This is a genomic window from Tessaracoccus lacteus (genome assembly GCF_029917005.1).
Classification (GTDB): Bacteria; Actinomycetota; Actinomycetes; order Propionibacteriales; family Propionibacteriaceae; genus Arachnia; species Arachnia lactea.
Genome location: NZ_CP123967.1, coordinates 1,255,941 through 1,274,403, shown reverse-complemented (window position 1 = coordinate 1,274,403; position 18,463 = coordinate 1,255,941). Strand labels below are relative to the sequence as shown.

At 69.9% G+C, this 18,463-nt stretch carries 20 protein-coding genes; 2 read left to right on the top strand and 18 right to left on the bottom strand.

Annotated elements, in window-relative coordinates; translation table 11 throughout:
* Window positions 1–409: 409 nt before the first annotated feature.
* From era to QH948_RS05710, 5 genes are all read right to left on the bottom strand, one after another.
* Window positions 410–1,336 (bottom strand): GTPase Era, encoded by a 927-nt coding sequence (gene era / locus QH948_RS05730; protein WP_219080123.1) that lies wholly within the window; start codon window positions 1,334–1,336, stop codon window positions 410–412.
* Entirely contained in the window at window positions 1,329–2,645 is a 1,317-nt protein-coding gene (locus QH948_RS05725; protein WP_281145893.1) for a hemolysin family protein, read from the bottom strand. Before QH948_RS05725 ends, era begins: the two co-directional genes overlap by 8 nt.
* The gene (ybeY, locus tag QH948_RS05720; protein WP_219080127.1) at window positions 2,642–3,094 is read right to left on the bottom strand and encodes an rRNA maturation RNase YbeY; all 453 of its coding nucleotides are present in this window, start codon (window positions 3,092–3,094) and stop codon (window positions 2,642–2,644) included. The genes QH948_RS05725 and ybeY overlap by 4 nt, the downstream gene beginning before the upstream one ends.
* Window positions 3,091–4,047: a PhoH family protein gene (locus QH948_RS05715; RefSeq protein ID WP_281145892.1), complete on the bottom strand. Its 957-nt coding sequence runs from the start codon at window positions 4,045–4,047 to the stop codon at window positions 3,091–3,093. The genes ybeY and QH948_RS05715 overlap by 4 nt, the downstream gene beginning before the upstream one ends.
* Window positions 4,048–4,164: 117 nt before the next feature.
* Window positions 4,165–4,593 carry a DUF5709 domain-containing protein gene (locus QH948_RS05710; protein WP_281145891.1) on the bottom strand — a complete coding sequence of 143 codons (429 nt, stop codon included), beginning with the start codon at window positions 4,591–4,593 and terminating at the stop codon, window positions 4,165–4,167.
* Between the two features lie 141 nt (window positions 4,594–4,734).
* On the opposite strand from QH948_RS05710, the gene QH948_RS05705 reads away from it, so the two are divergent.
* Window positions 4,735–5,457 carry a queuosine precursor transporter gene (locus tag QH948_RS05705; RefSeq protein ID WP_281145890.1) on the top strand — a complete coding sequence of 241 codons (723 nt, stop codon included), beginning with the start codon at window positions 4,735–4,737 and terminating at the stop codon, window positions 5,455–5,457.
* Between the two features lie 19 nt (window positions 5,458–5,476).
* Here QH948_RS05705 and QH948_RS05700 read toward each other — a convergent pair whose 3' ends face one another.
* Genes QH948_RS05700 through hrcA form a run of 5 tightly spaced genes read right to left on the bottom strand, consistent with a single transcriptional unit; the run spans window position 5,477 to window position 10,613 of the window.
* A complete protein-coding gene (locus tag QH948_RS05700; RefSeq protein WP_281145889.1) occupies window positions 5,477–6,427 on the bottom strand; it encodes an aldo/keto reductase in 951 nt (316 codons plus the stop codon).
* Window positions 6,428–6,461: 34 nt separating this feature from the next.
* Window positions 6,462–7,697, bottom strand: coding sequence for a tRNA guanosine(34) transglycosylase Tgt (tgt, locus tag QH948_RS05695; protein WP_281145888.1), 1,236 nt, complete (start codon window positions 7,695–7,697; stop codon window positions 6,462–6,464).
* A complete protein-coding gene (locus tag QH948_RS05690; RefSeq protein ID WP_281145887.1) occupies window positions 7,694–8,422 on the bottom strand; it encodes a 16S rRNA (uracil(1498)-N(3))-methyltransferase in 729 nt (242 codons plus the stop codon). The genes tgt and QH948_RS05690 overlap by 4 nt, the downstream gene beginning before the upstream one ends.
* Window positions 8,419–9,591: a molecular chaperone DnaJ gene (dnaJ, locus tag QH948_RS05685; protein WP_281145886.1), complete on the bottom strand. Its 1,173-nt coding sequence runs from the start codon at window positions 9,589–9,591 to the stop codon at window positions 8,419–8,421. The genes QH948_RS05690 and dnaJ overlap by 4 nt, the downstream gene beginning before the upstream one ends.
* A gap of 20 nt (window positions 9,592–9,611) precedes the next feature.
* Window positions 9,612–10,613: a heat-inducible transcriptional repressor HrcA gene (gene hrcA, locus QH948_RS05680; protein WP_281145885.1), complete on the bottom strand. Its 1,002-nt coding sequence runs from the start codon at window positions 10,611–10,613 to the stop codon at window positions 9,612–9,614.
* A gap of 71 nt (window positions 10,614–10,684) precedes the next feature.
* Here hrcA and QH948_RS05675 point away from each other — a divergent pair, with 71 nt between their 5' ends.
* The gene (locus QH948_RS05675) at window positions 10,685–11,455 is read left to right on the top strand and encodes an MBL fold metallo-hydrolase (protein ID WP_281145884.1); all 771 of its coding nucleotides are present in this window, start codon (window positions 10,685–10,687) and stop codon (window positions 11,453–11,455) included.
* Between the two features lie 65 nt (window positions 11,456–11,520).
* On the opposite strand, the gene araA is transcribed toward QH948_RS05675, so the two are convergent.
* The 8 genes from araA to QH948_RS05635 all read right to left on the bottom strand — a co-directional run bounded on the left by araA (window position 11,521) and on the right by QH948_RS05635 (window position 18,447).
* Window positions 11,521–13,032: an L-arabinose isomerase gene (araA, locus tag QH948_RS05670; RefSeq protein ID WP_281145883.1), complete on the bottom strand. Its 1,512-nt coding sequence runs from the start codon at window positions 13,030–13,032 to the stop codon at window positions 11,521–11,523.
* An 8-nt stretch (window positions 13,033–13,040) separates the two neighbouring features.
* Window positions 13,041–13,760, bottom strand: a complete 720-nt coding sequence (locus QH948_RS05665; RefSeq protein WP_281145882.1) for an L-ribulose-5-phosphate 4-epimerase — start codon at window positions 13,758–13,760, stop codon at window positions 13,041–13,043.
* Between the two features lie 119 nt (window positions 13,761–13,879).
* A complete protein-coding gene (locus tag QH948_RS05660) occupies window positions 13,880–14,890 on the bottom strand; it encodes a LacI family DNA-binding transcriptional regulator (protein ID WP_281145881.1) in 1,011 nt (336 codons plus the stop codon).
* Entirely contained in the window at window positions 14,890–15,663 is a 774-nt protein-coding gene (locus QH948_RS05655; protein WP_281145880.1) for an inositol monophosphatase family protein, read from the bottom strand. The genes QH948_RS05660 and QH948_RS05655 overlap by 1 nt, the downstream gene beginning before the upstream one ends.
* A gap of 48 nt (window positions 15,664–15,711) precedes the next feature.
* Complete coding sequence (locus QH948_RS05650; RefSeq protein WP_281145879.1) at window positions 15,712–16,551, bottom strand: DUF3097 domain-containing protein; 840 nt, start codon at window positions 16,549–16,551, stop codon at window positions 15,712–15,714.
* A 14-nt stretch (window positions 16,552–16,565) separates the two neighbouring features.
* Entirely contained in the window at window positions 16,566–17,381 is an 816-nt protein-coding gene (locus tag QH948_RS05645) for a hypothetical protein (protein WP_281145878.1), read from the bottom strand.
* A complete protein-coding gene (locus tag QH948_RS05640) occupies window positions 17,378–18,070 on the bottom strand; it encodes an ABC transporter ATP-binding protein (protein WP_281145877.1) in 693 nt (230 codons plus the stop codon). Before QH948_RS05640 ends, QH948_RS05645 begins: the two co-directional genes overlap by 4 nt.
* Window positions 18,067–18,447: a GntR family transcriptional regulator gene (locus QH948_RS05635; protein WP_281145876.1), complete on the bottom strand. Its 381-nt coding sequence runs from the start codon at window positions 18,445–18,447 to the stop codon at window positions 18,067–18,069. Before QH948_RS05635 ends, QH948_RS05640 begins: the two co-directional genes overlap by 4 nt.
* Between the last annotated feature and the right edge of the window lie 16 nt (window positions 18,448–18,463).

Below are 18,463 nucleotides of genomic sequence, written 5' to 3'. Positions count from 1 at the left end.
ACCCGGCGACCCTCCGCCCATGAGACACATCTACACCCGGAACACCGCCTCGCTCCGCTCGACGCCCTTCGACAAGCTCAGGGAACCGGACACGGCGCCCTTCGACAGGCCTGTGCTGAGCTTGTCGAAGCGCTCAGGGAACCGGGCACGGCGCTCTTCGAAAAGATCAGCACGCCGGTTCGCTGAGCCTGTCGAAGCGCCCTGAGCGCAGCGAAGGGGACAGTCCCAACCCGGCGACCCGCCGCCCATGAGACACATCTACACCCGGAAAGCCCGCCTCGCTCCGCTCGGCGCCCTTCGACAAGCTCAGGGAACCGGGCACGGCGCTCGGGGAACCGGGCACGGCGCTCGGGGAACCGGGCACGGCGCTCGGGGAACCGGGCACGGCGCTCAGGGAACCGGGGGCGTGTCAGAATCCCAGCCGGTTCAGGTACTTCGCGTCGCGCTGCCATTCCTTGAGCACCTTGACGTGCAGGTTCAGATGCACTCGGGTGCCAAGCAGGCGGTTGATCTGCTCCCGGGCAGTCGTGCCGATCTCGCGCAGCCGGGCGCCCTTGTGGCCGATGATGATGCCCTTCTGGGACTCCCGCTCGACGACGATCGACGCAAACACGTCGGTCAACGGCTTGTCCTCCGGGCGGTCGGGGCGCGGCATGATCTCGTCGATGACGACGGCGATGGAGTGGGGCAGCTCGTCGCGGACGCCTTCCAGAGCGGCCTCGCGGATCAGCTCCGCGATCAGCGTCTCCTCGGGCTCGTCGGTGATCTCGCCGTCCGGGTAGTAGGCCGGGCCCTCGGGCAGCAGCGAGATGAGGACGTCGCGCACGGTGTCGACCTGGTCCCCCGCCGTCGCGGAGCAGGGGATGACCTCTGCCCACGTGACGCCGAGCTCCTCTGCCACGGCGGCGACGTCCACCAGGTGCGACAGCTGCCGCTCCTTCGTCACGAGGTCGGTCTTGGTGGCCAGCGCGATGAGCGTCGGCTTCTTCGGCAGCTTGGCGATCTCGGAGATGATGAACTTGTCGCCGGGGCCGATGCGCTGGTCGCAGGGCAGGCAGACGCCGACGACGTCGACCTCGCTCCAGGTCTCGTAGACGAGGTCGTTGAGGCGCTGGCCCAGCAGCGTGCGGGGGCGGTGGAGCCCGGGGGTGTCGATGAGGACGAGCTGCCCGTCGTCGCGCGTGATGATGCCGCGCACCGCGTGGCGCGTGGTCTGCGGCTTGCTGGAGGCGATGGCGATCTTCTGGCCGACGAGCGCGTTGGTCAGCGTCGACTTGCCGGCGTTCGGGCGCCCCACGAAGCAGGCGAAGCCCGAGTGGAATGCGGTGTCAGTCATCTTCGGGTTCTCCTTCTTCGCCGCGGAGTTCCGCGAGCTCCTCGTCGCTGAGCCTGCGGGCCAGGACGGTGCCGATCTGGTGGCGGCGGCCGATCGCCCGGTCGGCGATCAGTTCGATGTCGCTCACCACGGTGCGCGATCCGGGAATGGGCACGAGGTTGAGTTGCTTGGCCATCAGCCCGCCGACGGTCTCGACGTCGTCGTCGTCGATCCTCTCGTCGAACAGGGCGCCGAGCTCGTCGACGGGAAGCCGCGCCGAGACGCGGAACCGTCCCTCCCCCAGGTCCTGGACCGCGGGCTGATCGGTGTCGTACTCGTCGACGATCTCGCCGACGATCTCCTCGAGGATGTCCTCGATCGTCGCCAGCCCCGCTGTGCCGCCGAACTCGTCGATCACGACGACGAGGTGCGAGTGGCTGAGCTGCATGTCGTGCAGGAGCTCGCTGACCGGCTTGGAGTCGGGGCAGAACGCGGCGGGCCGCATGATGTCGCCCACACTCTCCTGCCGCTCCGCGTCGGGGAAGTCGTAGATGCGCTTGGACACGTCCTTGAGGTACACGACCCCGAGGATGTCGTCGAGGTCCTTGCCGATGACGGGGATGCGCGAGAAGCCCGAGCGCAGGGCGAGGCTCAGCAGCTGGCGCAGCGTCTTGTCGCGGGTCACGTACACCATGTCGGTGCGCGGGACCATGACCTCCTTGACGATCGTGTCGCCCAGTTCGAAGACCGAGTGGATCATCTTGGACTCGCCGGCCTCGATGACCTCGTTCGCCTCGGCGATGTCGACGAGGTCGCGCAGCTCGGCCTCGCTCGCGAACGGCCCGTCCGCGTACCCGCGACCCGGGGTCAACGCGTTGCCGATGAGGATCATCAGCTGCGCGACGGGGCCAAGCACGGTGGTGAGGCCGGTGACCAGCGGGCCGAAGATGGTGAGCGTCTTCTCGGGGTTCTGCCTGCCCAGCGTGCGCGGGGCCACCCCCCACAGGATGAACGACACCGTGAGCATGATGGCGATCGTCACCAGGGCGCGCACCCAGTCGGCCGAGAACTGCGTGAACATCACGATGGCCGCCAGCACGATCGAGGCGGTCTCGAAGGCGGCGCGCGTGAACATCACCGCGTTGATCGACGGTGCGGGGTCGGCCGCGATGAGCCGGATGCGCTCGGCGCCGCGGGATCCCTGCTCGACGAGCCGCTCGGCCCTGGAGCCCTTGATGACGCTCAATGCGGTCTCCACGGCGGCCAGGAGGGAGGCGGCGACGGCGCACACGAGCGCGCCGATGACCTGGATCCATTCGGCCTGTGTCACGGGCGGGCCAGTTCCCAGGCGGCGATGATCTTGTCGTTGAGCCCGAACATGACGGCCTTCTCCTCCGGCTCGGCATGGTCGTGCCCGAGCAGGTGCAGCAGCCCGTGGATGAGCAGGTACTCGGCCTCGGCGTTCGGGAGGCGTCCGTTCTCGGCCGCCTGTCTGGCTGTGACGGCGGGGCACAGCACGATGTCGCCGAGCAGACCGCTCGGAGGCTCCTCATCCTCGGCCGGCGCGCGGAGCTCGTCCATGGGGAAGCTCATCACGTCGGTCGGGCCGGGGAGGTCCATGAACCGTTCGTGGTAGTCCTCCATGGTCTTCTCGTCGACCAGCAGGATCGACAGGTCGGCCTGCGGGTGGATGCGCAGCTGCGCCAGCGCGAAGCGCGCGAGCGCCACCAGCCCCAGCTCGTCGGCCTCGAGGCCGGACTCGTTGTTGATGTCGATCATCGGCGGTGCTGCTCCCGTGGCTGGTTGAGACTCTCGAACTGGTCGTAGGCGGCGACGATCCGGCCGACGAGCTTGTGCCGCACGACGTCGCGCGACGTCAGCGTGCAGAAGGCGATGTCGTCGACGCCGTCGAGGACGTCCTGCACGCCCCGGAGCCCCGAGCGGGTGCCGCCGGGCAGGTCGATCTGGGTGACGTCGCCCGTGACGACGATCTTCGAGCCGAAGCCGAGTCGCGTGAGGAACATCTTCATCTGCTCCATCGACGTGTTCTGCGCCTCGTCGAGGATAATGAACGCGTCGTTGAGCGTGCGTCCGCGCATGTAGGCCAGCGGCGCGACCTCCACCGTCCCGGACGTCAGGAGCTTCGGCACCGAGTCGGGCTCGACCATGTCGTGCAGCGCATCGTAGAGCGGCCTCAGGTAGGGGTCGATCTTGTCGTTCAGCGTGCCGGGCAGGAACCCGAGACGTTCCCCCGCCTCGATCGCGGGGCGCGTCAGGATGATGCGGCTGACCTCCTTGTTCTGGAGGGCCTGCACCGCCTTCGCCATGGCGAGGTAGGTCTTGCCGGTGCCCGCGGGCCCGATGCCGAACACGACGGTGTGGCGGTCGATCGCGTCGACGTACCGCTTCTGGTTGAGCGTCTTGGGACGCACGGCCCGCCCGCGCGAACTGACGATGTTCTGCGTCAGGATCTCGGCGGCGGCCGCGTGCGGGTCGTCCGCCATGCCGATGACGCGCTCGACGGTCTCGCTGGTCAGCCCCTGACCGGTGCGCAGGATGGTGACGAGTTCGGTGACGATCTCCGCCGCCTTCGCGACCTGGTCGGCGGCGCCGCTGATCGTGACCCGCGCGCCGCGCACGTGGATGTCGGCGGCCAGCTGGTCCTCGAGGATCCGCAGGAAGGCGTCGCTCGGGCCGAGCAGGGTGACCATGTCGATCGAGCTCGGCACCATCACGGTGCGGGTCGCGAGCTGCAGGCCGGGTGCGTTGCTGCTGTTCAGGGTTCACTCCTGGTCGGTGTGGGCGTCTCTCGCCCGGCGTCCCAGCTTACTACCGGGGCGCGGCCCGGCTCATTCGATGATGTCGTCGTCGCTCTGGTCGTCCGAGATGATGTGCATCGCAGCCTCCTCGGCCGACGCCGCGCCGCCGCTGATGCCGACATCCACGCCGAGCGTGTCCTCCCGGCCGCTCCCCTGCACGTGCATCAGCCGGCCGGCCCGCTCGGCTCCGACCTCACGCTTCTCGTTGTTGGGGTTCCAGTTCTCGACATCCGGGACGGGCTCGGGGATCTCCTGCCTGATGCGCTGCTCGAGGGTCTCCCCCTGACGCATCTCCTCAGGCGTGTTGCCGAAGCCCTGGGCGGGCGACCAGTTGTCCGGGGCGATGTAGCCCTCGTCCAGCACGTCGTCGACGCCGCGGTCGATCAGCGAGTCAGACCGCTGAAGCTGGTCGAGTTGCTCCGATCCCTCGGGGATGCCGTCTCCGAATTCTTCGCTCATGTGCTGAGTCTGCCACCCCCGGGCGACAGGTTCAGGCGAAACCCCCGAGCGTCGCGCATTCCCCTCCGATCAGGCCTCCGCGTCGCCGGAGCGGAGGGTCCCGATGAGGCCGCGCGGCGCGTCGGCCGTAGGATCTGACCCGTGACGCCCACCTCACGCACCCGTTTCGCCGAGAGTCCCCGCGGCATCTTCGACATCGTCGTGGCCCTGTTCTGCGCGCTGCTGCTGATCTCGAACATCGCCGCGACGAAGCTGATCCAGCTCGGGCCGGAGCTGACGCTGTGGGGGTTCCCGCTGCTGCCTCTCATCACCGACGGCGGCGCCCTGCTGTTCCCGCTGACCTACGTGCTGGGCGACGTGCTCGCCGAGGTCTACGGGCTGCGCGGTGCCAGGCGGGCCATCTTCCTGGGGTTCGCAGTGTCCGTCCTGGCGTCGCTGACCTTCGTGGTGGTCGGGGCGCTGCCGCCGGCCGCAGACTACGCGAACCAGGAGGCGTTCCTGGCGGTGCTGGGCTTCGTCCCGCGGATCGTCGTCGCGTCGCTGGTTGGCTACCTGGCCGGCCAGCTGCTGAACGCGTGGGTGCTGGTGAAGCTCAAGGAGCGCACCGACGAGCGGTCGCTGTGGGCACGCCTGCTCGGCTCGACGGTCGTCGGTGAGGCGGCTGACACCATCCTGTTCTGCCTCATCGCCTTCGGCGGCGTCATCTCGGGCGCGACGATGGTCAACTACATCCTGGTCGGCTACCTGTGGAAGGTCGGCGTGGAGGCCGCCTTCCTGCCCGTCACGTACCGGGTGATCCGGGTCGTGAAGCGGCTCGAGCCGTCCTACGCCGGCCGCGCGGCGGAGCCGGATCCCGTTCCCTGAGTCGGGCGCGGCCGAGGGCTCACCAGGCGTAGGCCTCCGACGCGGGGCCGCCGGGACCTGGGAAGATCTCGTCGATCCGCGCCAGGGCTTCCTCGCCGAACGTGATGTCGAACGCCGAGAGGGCGGAGATCAGCTGGTCGAGCGTGCGGGGGCCGACGATGGGGCCGAGCACGCCGGGACGGTGCAGCAGCCACGCGAGGGCGGCCTCGCCGGGCCTGAGCTCCCGCTCGGCGCAGAAGTCCTCCCACTTCGCCAGGGCCGCGGCCTTGGCGTCGTCGACCTTGTACCCGGCCCGACGCACGCCGCCGGAAGAGCCGCCGAGCCGACCGGAGGCTAGCGGCGACCATGCGATGACGCCGAGCCCGTAGTGTTGGGCCGCTGGGAGCACCTCGAGTTCGATGTCGCGGGCGAGCAGGTTGTACAGCGACTGCTCGGTCACCAGGCCGAGGCCGTGGCGGGCGCGGGCCGCCTCGGAGCCCTGCGCGATGTGCCAGCCGGCGAAGTTCGAGCTGCCTACGTAGGTGATCTTCCCCTGCGTCACGAGGACGTCCATCGCCTGCCAGATCTCGTCCCAACCGGTGTCCCTGTCGACGTGGTGCATCTGGTAGAGGTCGATGTGGTCGGTGCCGAGCCTCCGCAGCGAGTCCTCGACCGCGCGGCGGATGTTGAAGGCCGACAGGCCGCGGTCGTTGATGCGCTCGCTCATCTTGCCGAACACCTTGGTGGCGAGCACGATCTCGTCGCGGTGGCCGGACTTCGCCAGCCAGCGACCCACGATCTCCTCGGTCCAGCCGCGGTGCTCGGCGCCGCCGTAGACGTTGGCGGTGTCGAAGAAGTTGATGCCCTCGTCGAAGGCCCGGTCCATGATGGCGAAGGCGTCCGCCTCGTCGGTGTGCGGGCCGAAGTTCATGGTTCCCAGCACCAGGCGGGAGACGCGGGCTCCGCTGCGCCCCAGCTGTGCGTACTGCATGGCCCCACGCTACCGCGGGGCCGCCCCCGGCCGGTCAGGCGACGGGCGAGGAGTCCCCGTAGAACCGGCCGAGGAACTCGTCGCGGTAGGCGTGGAACTCGCCGGCCTTCAGCGCCTCCCGGATGTTGTCGACCAGGCGGACCGTGAAGCGCTCGTTGTGGATCGTCGCCAGCGTCGAGGCCAGCATCTCCTTGGCCTTGAAGAGGTGGTGCAGGTAGGCCCGCGTGTAGTGCGCGCAGGTGTAGCAGTCGCAGCCCTCCTCCAGCGGGATGAACGAGCGGCGGTGCCTGGCGGTGTTGACGTTGTAGCGCCCGTCGGCCGTGTAAATGGCCGCGTTGCGCGCGACGCGCGACGGGTTGACGCAGTCGAACGTGTCGGCGCCCATCTCGACGGCCGCGAAGAAGTCGTCCGGCTCAGAGATGCCGAGCAGGTGGCGGGGCTTGTCCTCGGGCAGCTCGTCGACCATCCAGCCGATGATCTCCCCGAGGTTCTCCTTCTCCAGCGCCCCGCCCAGCCCGAAGCCGTCGAAGCTCGCCCCGTCGATCTCAAGGGCGGCGAGCCCGGCGGCCGCCCGGCGGCGCAGGTCCTCGTACTGGGCGCCCTGGATGACGCCGAACAGCGCCTGGTACGGCTTGTCGGCGCGCTCCCGGGTCAGCTTCGCGTGCTCCGCGAGGCAGCGCACGGCCCACCGGTGGGTCCGCTCGACGGAGTCCTCCTGGTAGGCGCGGGTGTTCATGAGCGTGGTCAGCTCGTCGAACGCGAACATGATGTCGGCGCCGAGCTCGTGCTGGATCCGCATCGAGACCTCGGGCGTGAACCGGTGCTTCGTACCGTCGAGGTGCGAGACGAACGTGACGCCGTCCTCGTCGACGTGCGCGCGGCGGGTCTTGCCCTCGGCGATGACGTCGTCGTTCGCGAGCCCCTTGGTGTCCATCGCGAGCACCTTGCGGAACCCGGCGCCGAGGCTCATCACCTGGAAGCCGCCGGAGTCGGTGAAGGTGGGGCCGGGCCAGTTCATGAACCGTCCGAGGCCGCCGGCCTCGTCGATGAGGTCGGAGCCGGGCCTCAGATACAGGTGGTAGGCGTTGGCGAGCACGGCCTGGGCGCCGAGCTCGGCGACGCTCTCCGGCAGCACGGCCTTGACTGTCGCCTTGGTGCCGACGACCACGAAGGCTGGCGTCTCGATGTCGCCGTGCGGCGTGTGGATCACACCGGCGCGGCCGGGCGCGCCGTCGAGCCGGTGCGCGACGTCGAAGGAGAAGCCGCTCATCGGCGGGCCAGGACGTCGAGCTGGCCGAGCGCGACGGCCGCGGCGGTGGAGGTGCGCAGGACGCCGTCGCTGATCAGCACCGGCATGGCCCCGGCGGCGACGAAGCGGTCGAGCTCGTCGGCCGAGATGCCGCCCTCGGGGCCGACGATGACCAGCCCGGCCCCCCGGTCGGGCAGCACGACGTCGGCGATGTGCAGCTCCGCGTCCTCGTGCAGCACGAGCGCGACGTCCACGGAGCCGATGGCGGCCACGACGTCTGCCGTCGAGGCGGCCTCGACGACGGGGACGACCATGCGACGCGCCTGCTTGGCCGACTCCCGGGCCGTGGCCTGCCACCTGGCGAGCGACTTGTCACCCCTGTCCCCGGACCAGCGCACAATGGAGCGCGACGCCTGCCAGGCGAGGATGCGGCAGGCCCCGAGCTCGGTGGCCATCTGGACGGCGAGGTCGGACCGGTCGCCCTTGGCGAGCGCCTGCACGACCGTCCAGTTAAAGGCCCGGTCGCCGGCGTGCTCGAGGGCCGTGACCTCGACGACGAACTCCCGCTTGTCGACGGCCACCACCGTGCCGGTCAGGCCGAGTCCCGCGCCGTTGCTGAGCAGGACCGACTCGCCGGGGGCGATGCGCTTCACGATGCCGTGGTGCGCCTCCTCCCCTACGACGGCGATCCTCGAGCCGACGGCGACGGACTCGTCGAAGTCGGCCAGGAACAGCGGGAAGGTCACGAGGTGAACCACTCGGAGAGCTTGCCGAGCACGCCCTTGCCGTGCTTCGCGGTCTCCGCCTCCGGGTGGTCCTCGCGGCGCGACTCGGCGAGCTGGCGCAGCAGGTCCCGCTGGTGATCGTCCAGCTTCGTCGGGGTCTGCACGAGCACGGTGACGCCGAGCTCGCCGCGGCCGCCGCCGCGCAGCTTCGGCACGCCGCGGTCCTTCAGCGCGATGCGGGTGCCGGACTGCGTGCCGGCCGGGATGTCGACGGCGACGCTGCGGTCGGCCGGGTCGGAGCCCTCCCACTCGGCCTCGAGCGTCGTGACGTCGACGGTGGTGCCGAGCGCCGCGGCCGTCATGGGCAGCTTCACGACCATCTCGAGGTTGTCGCCGTCGCGGCGGAACGTCTCGTGGTCGGCGACGGACAGCTCGACGTAGAGGTCGCCGGCGGGGCCGCCGCCGGGGCCGACCTCGCCCTGCGCCTCCAGGTGGATGCGGATGCCGGTGCTGACGCCCGCGGGGATCTTGACCTGCAGCGTCCGGGTGGTGCGGACGCGGCCCTCGCCGGAGCACTCCGAGCAGGGCTGCGGGATGATCGTCCCGTAGCCGCGGCACGTCGGGCAGGCCTGCGTGGTGCGGATGTCGCCGAGGAAGCTGCGCTGGATCGCGGTGACCTCGCCGGCGCCGTCACACGTCGAGCACGTGACGGGCTCGGAGCCGGGCTCGCCGCCCTTGCCGGAGCACTTCGGGCACACGACAGCGGTGGCGACCTTGACGGGCTTGGTCACCCCGAAGACGGCCTCGTGCAGCTGCAGGGTGACGCGCACCAGCGCGTCCTGGCCCTGGCGCACGCGCGAGCGCGGGCCGCGGCCGCCGGCCTGGCCGAACATCGCGTCGACGAGGTTGGTGAAATCGAAGCCCCCGGAGAATCCGCCGCCGAAGCCGCTGAAGCCCGCGGAACCGGCGCCGGACATCGGGTCTCCGCCGCGGTCGAACACGGCGCGCTTGTTCGAGTCGCTCAGCACCTCGTAGGCCTCGCTGAGCTCCTTGAACTTCTCGGCCGCGTCGGCGTCGTCGGGCGCGACGTCGGGGTGCACCCTCATGGCGCGGCGACGGTACGCCTTCTTGATGGCCTCAGGGGTTGCGTCGCGCTCGACGCCGAGGATGTCGTAGTAGTCCTTGGTCATGTCTCTTCTCGGTTGGGACGTCAGCCTTCGGTGAGGATTCGGCTCACGTAGCGTGCCACGGCGCGGACCGCGGCGATGGTGGAGGGATAGTCCATGCGGGTGGGTCCGACGACCCCCAGCGAGGCGCCGTACTGGGCGCCGTAGCCAGCGGCCACCAGGCTGGTCGCGTGGAAGCCCTGCGCCCGGTTCTCCTGGCCGATGCGCACGGTGACGTCGTCGCCCGCGGCCTCGCCCAGGAGCCGGAGCAGCACGACCTGCTCCTCGAGCGCCTCCAGCAGCGGCCGCATGTTGGCCTCGAACGCGGTGCCAGCGAGGTTCGGGACGCCCGCGACGAGAACCTGCGAGGCGGGCTGCGTCGCGATGGCCTCGAGGACCGCGGCCACGACCGGGCCGGCCAGCGCCCGGTCCTCCGGGGCGATGGTCTCCAGGAACCCGGCGAGCACGCTGGCGGCGTCGGCCGCCGTCTGACCGATGATCGCCGAGGCGATCCGGCCCCGCAGCGCCTGCAGGCGCGGCTCGTCGAGCACCGGGGCCTCGAGGGTCGTCTGGTCGACGCGCCCGTTGGACTGCACGACGATGACCAGGAGCCGCTCGGGGCTCAGCGTCACGAGGTCGAGGTGCCGGATGACGTCGCGCTGCGCGATGGGGTACTGCACGATGGCGACCTGGCGGGTCAGCTGGGCGAGCAGCCTGACCGTGCGGCTGACGAGGTCGTCGACGTCGGCCGTCCCGCCGAGGAAGGTCGTGATGGCCGTGCGCTCCGCGGTCGACAGCGGCTTGACCTTCGACAGCTTGTCGACGAACAGCCGGTAGCCCTTGTCCGTGGGGATGCGTCCGGCGCTGGTGTGGGGCTGCATGATGTAGCCCTCCTCCTCCAGCGCGGCCATATCGTTGCGCACGGTGGCGGCGGACACGTCGAGCTGGTGGCGCTCGACAAGGGCCTTGGAGCCGACGGGCTCGCGGCTGGCCACGTAGTCGGTAACGATGGCCTTGAGGACCTCGAGTTTGCGGTCGTCCAGCATGTCACCTCCCGTGGATTCCTGGCACTCTCGGATGCCGAGTGCCAGTGTAGCGCCGAATTATGATGTGACCCATGTCGATGACTTGGGCCCCCGTGACGAACCGCGTACTCGTGACCCGCCTCGAGCCCCACCGGGTGAACTCGACGCTGGTGATCGGCGAGGACGCCGCCCTGCTCGTCGACGCCGGGAACACGCCCGCGCAAGGGGCGGAGCTGCTCGCCTCAGCCGAGGAGCGAGCGGGTGTGCCCGTGACGCACGTGATCCTCACGCACGCACACGAGGACCACTACGGCGGCCTGAAGGGCATGGGAGAGGTCGAGTCGCTGGCCCACGAGAACCTGACGGCGGTGCCGGTGACCCGCACCTTCTCGATGGCCGTCTCGCTGGACCTGGGCAACCAGCGGGTCGAGGCGCTCCACTTCGGCGAGGCCCACACCCGCAGCGACGTCGTGGTGTTCGTTCCTGGCGAAAACGTGGTGATCGCCGGGGACCTGCTCGAGGAGGGCGCGGACATCCAGGTGGACGAGACCAGCAACCTCAGCAACTGGCCGACGTTCCTCGACGGAGTGCTGGGCGCCACCAACGCGACCACGCGGTTCGTCCCAGGCCACGGCGACGTGGTCGACCGTGACTTCGCGTTCATCGCCCGCGCCGAGATCTCGATGCTCTACGGGCAGACGGAGATGCTGATCCAGCAGGGCACCGCGCTGGAGGACGCGGCGGCCGCGACCGAGTGGCCGTTCTCTGCCGAGACGCTCGCCGTCGCACTGCCGAAGGCCTACGCGGAGCTGGCCGCCAAGGGCATCACGCCGAGGAAGCAGCTGCCGATCTTCGGCCTCTGACACCTCCGGACACGAGGAGAGGGCGGCGCCTCCCCCCATGGGAGGCGCCGCCCTCTGGTGTCAGGTCAGCGCAGGCCGTCGGTGAACTTGCGCACCGCGGCGGTGTAGCGCAGCTCGGCGGCGAACCCACGGGTGGTGGTGTTCTCGTCGATCAGCGCCAGTTCGATGTCGGCCATGTCGGAGAAGTCCTCGAAGTGCTCGAGGCCCGCGGCGGTCGACATCACGGTGTGGTGCGCGGCGCCGGCGGTGATCCAGCACTCGGCGGACGTCGACAGGTTCGGGCGGGGCTCCCAGACGGCGCGCGCGACCGGCAGGTTCGGCAGCGGCTGGTCGGGCTCGACGACGTCGACCACGTTGGCGGTCAGGCGGAAGCGGTCGCGCAGGTCGGACATGGCCACGACGATGGCCTCGCCCGGGTCCGTGTTGAAGACCAGGCGAACCGGGTCCTCGCGGTCGCCGATGCCGAGCGGATGGATCTCCAGCGTCGGCTTCGAGGTGGTCAGCGACGGGCAGACCTCGAGCATGTGTGCGCCGAGGATCTTCTGCTTGCCGGGGGTCAGCTCGTAGGTGTAGTCCTCCATCAGCGAGGCGCCGCCGGGCAGGCCGTAGCCCATCACCTTGGCCAGCCGCACGAGGATAGCGGTCTTCCAGTCGCCCTCGGCGCCGAAGCCGTAGCCGTCGGCCATCAGGCGCTGCACTGCCAGGCCGGGGAGCTGCCTCAGGCCGCCGAGGTCCTCGAAGGTATCGGTGAAGCCCTTGGCTCCCACCGACTCGAGGAAGCCGCGCATCGCGATCTCCTGGCGCGCACCGTAGCGCAGCGACTCGTGACGGTCCCCGCCCTTGCGGAGCTCGGGGGCCACGTCGTAGAGGTCCTCATAGGTGGCGACCAGCGCATCGACGTCCGCGTCGGAGACGGCCTCGACGGCGGCGACGACCTCGTTGACGCCCCACGTGTTGATGGAGACGCCGAGCTTGTGCTCCGCCTCGGTCTTGTCGCCCTCGGTGACGGCGACGTTGCGCATGTTGTCGCCGAAGCGGGCGAGCTTCATGGTGCGCAGCTCGGCCCAGCCGGTGGCGGCGCGCGCCCAGACGGCGACCTTGTGCTGCACGTCGGCGTGGCTGGCGTGCCCGACGACGATCTTGCGCTGCTTGCCCAGCCGGCTGACGATGTAGCCGAACTCGCGGTCGCCGTGGGCGGCCTGGTTCAGGTTCATGAAGTCCATGTCGATGGTGTCCCACGGCAGGGCCTCGTTGGCCTGCGTGTGGAGGTGCAGCATGGGCTTGGCCAGGGCGTCGAGGCCCAGGATCCACATCTTGGCGGGGCTGAACGTGTGCATCCAGCAGATGACGCCCACGACGGACTCGTCGGCGTTGGCCTCGACCATGGCGCGCTGGATCGCGACGCGGTCCTTGAGGGTCGGGCGCCACTCGATCTCGAAGGGGATCTCGTCGGAGGCGTTGAGGTCGGCGACGACCTGCCTGGCCTGCTCCTCCACCTGCTGGAGGACCTCGGGGCCGTAGAGGTCCTGCGAGCCGGTGAAGAACCAGACCTTCCGGCCTGCGTACGGGTTTTCCATGGTCTCTCCTACTTCTGTCCGTAGACGTTCTGGTAGCGGTCGAAGAGCGAGTCGATCTTTGACTGCTCGATGGGGATGAGTTCGCCGAGCTGGCGCGAGATGTGCACGGTGCGGGCGACCTCCTCGACCATGACGGCCGCCTTGACGGCGTCGCGGCCGTCGGTGCCGATGGTGAAGGGGCCGTGGTTCTGCATGAGGACAGCGCGGCTGCGGGAGTCCTTCAGGGTCTCGACGATGCCGCGACCGATCGAGTCGTCGCCGATCAGGGCGAAGGGGCCGATCGGGATGGGGCCGCCGAACTCGTCGGCCATCATCGTCAGGACGCAGGGCACCTCCTCGCCGCGGGCCGCCCAGGCGGTGGCGTAGGTGGAGTGCGTGTGCACGACGCCGCCGACGCGGTCCAAGTGCTCGTAGACGTAGGCGTGCGCGGCGGTGTCGCTGGACGGCCGCAGCCTGTCGGGCGTGCCGTCGTCGATCTTCTTCCCGTCGAGCGTGCACACGACCATCGCCTCGGGCGAGAGCTGGTCGTAGGACACTCCGGAGGGCTTGATGACGAACAGGTCCTGCCCGATGCGGTCCGCGCAACGGATGCGCTGCGAGACGTTACCTGCGGTCCAGACGACGAGTTCCCAGCGGGGCAGTTCGGCGTGCAGGTCGGCGACGATGGTGCGCGTCGCCGCGACCTCCTCCTGCACATCGGCCGGCAGGTCGGCAAGGCGGATGGTCATACATCTCCTCCGGGGTTTGAGGCGCCAGTGGCGGCATCGGCCTGACTGCACGGCACCGCCATGTGACCGTTCACACAACATGCTACCCGGCCGCGATTCCGGGGTCAACGGAGGGGGACCTACCCGGCTGCGGGAATCCCCGCCGACGCTCGGGGCACGTACAGCGCGGGCAGCGTGCGGGAACCGGGTTCGCCCCCCTCGACCACCTCGAACAGCAGCTCGGCCGCCGCCGAGCCGACCTCAGCGAATGGCTGGCGCACGGAGGCCAGCGGCACCCGCAGGTAGGGCGCGATGTCGAGGTCGTCGTAGCCGACGAGGGCCACCCGACCGGGCACGTCGAGACCCAGCTCCTGCAGCCGGCGCAGCGCCCCGACGGCGACCTGGTCGTTGGACGCGAAGATGGCGTCGACCGAGTCGTCGGCCTCAAGGATCCGGTCCACGCCGAGGTAGCCGCCGCGCACGCCCCACCCGGCCTCGACGAGGGGGCCACAGGCGGCGCCGGCGGCGGCCTTCCACCCCTCGATGCGGGTGCGCGCCTCCAGCCATTCGACGGGGCCGCTCAGGTGCGCGATGCGGCGCCTGCCGGCCGCCCGCAGGGCGCTGGTGGCCTGGTGGGCGCCGGAGAAGTGGTCGCTGTGCGCGCGGGCGATGCCGGGCGGAACCTGTCCTTCGGCGATGACGCACGTGGGGAGCTCCGCGGCGAAGGTGCGGGCCAGCTCGAGCATGGCGCTCGTCCAGGCGATGATCACGACCCCGTCGACGCCGAGGCCGAGGAGGTGCTCGCGCGCCTCCGCGAGCGACTCGTCGGAGTCGTCGCGCACCGTGACCGTCGCGGTGGCGTAGCCGCGGGCCCTGGCGCCCTCGTCGATCGCCAGCGTCATCTGGTGCGGGCCGTAGAGCTCGCCGTGGTAGGCGACGACCCCGATGGTCATGGAGTCGCGCGTCACCAGGGAGCGCGCGGCCTTGCTCGGCCGGTAGCCGAGTTCGGCGATGGCCTCGTTGACGCGCTGCGCGGTGGCGGGGCGGACCCGCTGCGGCTCGTTGATGACCCTCGAAACCGTCTGGTAAGAGACGCCGGCCAGGGCCGCGACGTCGCGGATGGAGGGGCGGGGTTGTGCCTTGCGCGCCATCACGCCACCGGCCAGTACTGCTGCGCTGCCATCCAGCTCACGGTGTCTCCTGCGATGATGAGGCCCTTCCCTCTCGAGGTGGGCGTGTAGGCCAGCCCTTCGACCGTGCGGCTGACTCCCCCGTGTTCGGTGATCATGAGCGATCCGGCGAGGTGGTCCCACGGGTGCATGGACGTGTAGGCCATGAAGTCGATGTCGCCGTGGAGCACGGCCGGGTAGTCGAACGCGCAGCAGAAGTGGCTTAGCACAGCGGGGCTGAGGTGGCCGTCTGCGTCGTAGCCGACGAGCCTCTTCTTCGATGACGCCCCCAGCGGCGCCCTGTCGTGCTGCGCCCGGGTGACCGCCCCGTCGTTGAGCCTGACCCCCGAGCCACGCTCGACGACGTAGGCTCGGCCGGTCATCGGCTGCCAGATCCAGCCGCGGGTCGTGATGCCCCCACGGGTCTCCGCGACCATGACCCCGTGCTCGTCGCGGCCGCGCACGAAGTTCCTGGTCCCGTCGATCGGGTCGATGACGAAGGCGTGGTCGGCGCCGGCCAGAGCGCTCAGCAGCCCGGGGTCGGAGAAGACGGCCTCCTCGCCCACGATGACGGCCGAGGGGAACGCGTCTGCCAGGCGCGCGCCGATGCGCTGCTCCGCCTCACGGTCGGCGATCGTCACGAGGTCGCCGGGGCGCTTCTCGACGATCTCATCGGCCGCGAGCTGGTGGAACCGCGGCGTGATCACCTCCGCGGCGGTCTCCTTGAGCAGCCCCAGGATGGCTTCGGTGTCCATACCCACGCACTTTAGCGGTCCTGTCCCGCGGCTGTGAGAACGGTCACGTCACTCGAGGTGGTCCTGAGTCACGAAGTCGATGAGCCTCTCGACCCGCGTGTTGAGCTGCGGCTCGAGGTCTCGCCAGCTGCCGACGCGCGCCAGGATGGCCTGCCAGCCGCGGGCGATGTCCGCCTGGTCGGCGTGCGGCAGCCCGAGGGCCGCGAGCGTGCCGAGCTTGAAGTCGACGTCGCGCGGGACCTCGGGCCAGGCCTTGCGGCCGATGCGCTGCGGCCGGACGGCCTGCCAGATGTCGATGAACTCGTGCCCCTCGATCAGCACGGTGTCGCGGTGGCCGGCCTGATACACCTGCTTCGCGATCCGCGACTCCTTGGAGCCGGGGACGAGGTGGTCCACCAGCACGCCGAGCCTGCGCCCGGGCTCTGGCGCGAACTCCGCGACGATGGCGGGGAGATCGTCGATGCCGCCCAGGAACTCGACGACAACGCCGACGTGGCGCAGGTCGTCGCCCCAGACCTTCTCGATGAGCTCCGCGTCATGGCGTCCCTCGACGTAGATCCGGCTGGGGAGGGCGACCCTCGCCTTCTGCGGCTCGGCAGAGGCGCGGGACCCGGAGGCGGTGTAGGCCGGCTTCTTCGCCGACTCTCGCAGCGGGGCCCGGAGGGCGACGGGCTGGCCCTCGAGCAGGAAGCCAGGTCCGAAGGGCGCGCCACGACGCTTCCCCCGACGGTCCTCCAGCAGGACGATGCCGTTCTCCCAGCCGACGACCGCCCCGCAGAAGTCGTCGAACTCGACCACCAGGTCGAGTTCGACGGCCACGTCGCGGGACTGCCTGAGGTGGGACTTCTGCCAGCCTGCGCTCAGCACGTCCTTCGCGTATCGATCCACGGTCAAGGACCGTATCAGCGAAGCTCCAGCCTCCGGTCGTACGACACCTTCCCCCACCAGATCGCCGCGATCGCCAGCACGAAACCCACCACGATGGCCATGACCGGCAGGCCGCCCTCGCTGTACTCGGAGAACAGCTGCATCGGGTTGGTGAACACGTGCACGTCGGACGGGTCGGTGATGTCGAGGTACGGCGGGATGAAGATGGCGACGACCGCAACCAGCTGCGCCGCCACGTAGTAGCCGAACCAGGTGAGCACGACGCCGCCGAGACCCAGCCGGTTGATCCAGGACTCGCTGCCGACCGTGACCGCGAACCAGTACTGGGCGAGGCTGCTGAGCGGGTACAGCAGCACGAGCACCACGATGGAGGCCTGCAGCCAGAACGGCAGTCCGCCGAACGCGCCGCCCACCTCACCGATGCTGGCCCACGCCTCGGCGAACGTCATCTCACCGGAGACGCCGAGCAGCGCGGCGATGGCGAACGCGGCGAGAGGCACGGCCACCAGGAGGCTCAGAAGGGTGACCAGGTAGGCGTAGGCGAGCTTCACCCCGTAGATCGTCGACCCCTTCACGGGCAGCGCCGCGGTCAGGTATCCGGTCTTCGCGTACGTCGAGCGGTAGAAGTCGATGCCGAGGCCGAGCGTGACGGCGAACGGCAGGACGCCCGCGACCAGGATTCCGAGGACACCGGTCAGCGCGCCGACGGGGCCGGGGAACCACAGCGCGCCGAGTGCCCCGAGCGCCGAGACGACGGCGCCGCCGCCGAGCACGACGAGGGCGAGCTTCCAGGTGCGAAGGAACTCGTGCTTGAAGAGCATCTTGATCATCGGTAGACCTCCCTGAACAGTTCATCGACGGACTTGTGGTGGACCTCGCGGAGATGGTCGACGCTGTCGGCCATCAGGACCTGGCCGTAGCGCATCATCGCGACACCGTCGAGGACGGGCTCGAGGTCGTGGATCAGGTGGGTCGAGATCAGGACGAGGGCCTCTGGGTTGAGGTCGCGCACGATGGCCGAGAGGATCACCTCGCGGGCCGCCGGGTCGACGCCGGAGATGGGCTCGTCGAGCAGGAACACCTTCGCCTCGCGGCTCATCGCCAGCGAGAGCTGCACCTTCTCGCGCATCCCCTTGCTCAGGGTGTTGAGCTTCCGGCCCGCGTCGAGGCCGAAGATGCCGAGCAGGTCCCGGCACTTGGGCTCGTTGAAGTCGAAGAAGAAGTCGCGGAAGTACGCGACGGCCTCCTCGATGGTCACGCCGCCCGCCAGGAAGCTGGCGTCGGGGAGAAACGAGACCATGGCCTTCGTCTCGGGTCCGGGTCGCTGCCCGTGGATCATGACCTCGCCGTCGTACTGCGTCAGAGCGCCGGCCAGGATCTTGAGCAGCGTGGTCTTCCCGCAACCGTTCTCGCCGAGCAGCCCGACGATCTGACCGGGTGGCAGCGAGAGGCTGAGCCCGTTCAGGGCCGGGAGGCTGCCGTACTTCTTGGTGCAGCCGGTGATGTCGATGGCGTTCACCTGGCGTCTCCTTCCTGGGTAGCGCCAGGCCACTCCTGGCTGAGCAGTTCGCGCGCGGCGGCCAGGCCCATGCCCAGCCCGTCGGCCCTGCGCGCGTAGTCGATGGCGGCCTCGGCGGCGAGCCCGCGACGGGCCGCGTCGATGGCCGCCAGGTCGTCGGTCACGAACCGGCCTGCCGTACGCTCGGTGCGGGTGAGCCCGCTGCGCTCGAGCTCAGCCAGGGCGCGCTGCACGGTGTTGGGGTTGACCTTCAGGTCGACCGCCAACTCGCGCACCGCTGGGATCTTCTCGCCGGGCAGCCAGCTGCCGGTCACGACGCGACGCGTGAACTCGCCCGTGAGCTGGAGCCAGATCGGGACGCTGGGGTCGAACTCCACGGAACACCTCCTCGCT

Bases quoted from the DNA above. Each gene is read 5' to 3' on its own strand.
- QH948_RS05715 (WP_281145892.1), bottom strand. From the start codon at position 4,047: ATGGTGCCGAGCTCGATCGACATGGTCACCCTGCTCGGCCCGAGCGAC.
- dnaJ (WP_281145886.1), bottom strand. From the start codon at position 9,591: ATGACCAAGGACTACTACGACATCCTCGGCGTCGAGCGCGACGCAACC.
- ybeY (WP_219080127.1), bottom strand. From the start codon at position 3,094: ATGATCGACATCAACAACGAGTCCGGCCTCGAGGCCGACGAGCTGGGG.
- araA (WP_281145883.1), bottom strand. From the start codon at position 13,032: ATGGAAAACCCGTACGCAGGCCGGAAGGTCTGGTTCTTCACCGGCTCG.
- QH948_RS05655 (WP_281145880.1), bottom strand. From the start codon at position 15,663: ATGGACACCGAAGCCATCCTGGGGCTGCTCAAGGAGACCGCCGCGGAG.
- QH948_RS05645 (WP_281145878.1), bottom strand. From the start codon at position 17,381: ATGATCAAGATGCTCTTCAAGCACGAGTTCCTTCGCACCTGGAAGCTC.
- QH948_RS05675 (WP_281145884.1), top strand. From the start codon at position 10,685: ATGTCGATGACTTGGGCCCCCGTGACGAACCGCGTACTCGTGACCCGC.
- QH948_RS05660 (WP_281145881.1), bottom strand. From the start codon at position 14,890: ATGGCGCGCAAGGCACAACCCCGCCCCTCCATCCGCGACGTCGCGGCC.
- QH948_RS05700 (WP_281145889.1), bottom strand. From the start codon at position 6,427: ATGCAGTACGCACAGCTGGGGCGCAGCGGAGCCCGCGTCTCCCGCCTG.
- hrcA (WP_281145885.1), bottom strand. From the start codon at position 10,613: ATGCTGGACGACCGCAAACTCGAGGTCCTCAAGGCCATCGTTACCGAC.
- QH948_RS05665 (WP_281145882.1), bottom strand. From the start codon at position 13,760: ATGACCATCCGCCTTGCCGACCTGCCGGCCGATGTGCAGGAGGAGGTC.
- tgt (WP_281145888.1), bottom strand. From the start codon at position 7,697: ATGAGCGGCTTCTCCTTCGACGTCGCGCACCGGCTCGACGGCGCGCCC.
- era (WP_219080123.1), bottom strand. From the start codon at position 1,336: ATGACTGACACCGCATTCCACTCGGGCTTCGCCTGCTTCGTGGGGCGC.
- QH948_RS05710 (WP_281145891.1), bottom strand. From the start codon at position 4,593: ATGAGCGAAGAATTCGGAGACGGCATCCCCGAGGGATCGGAGCAACTC.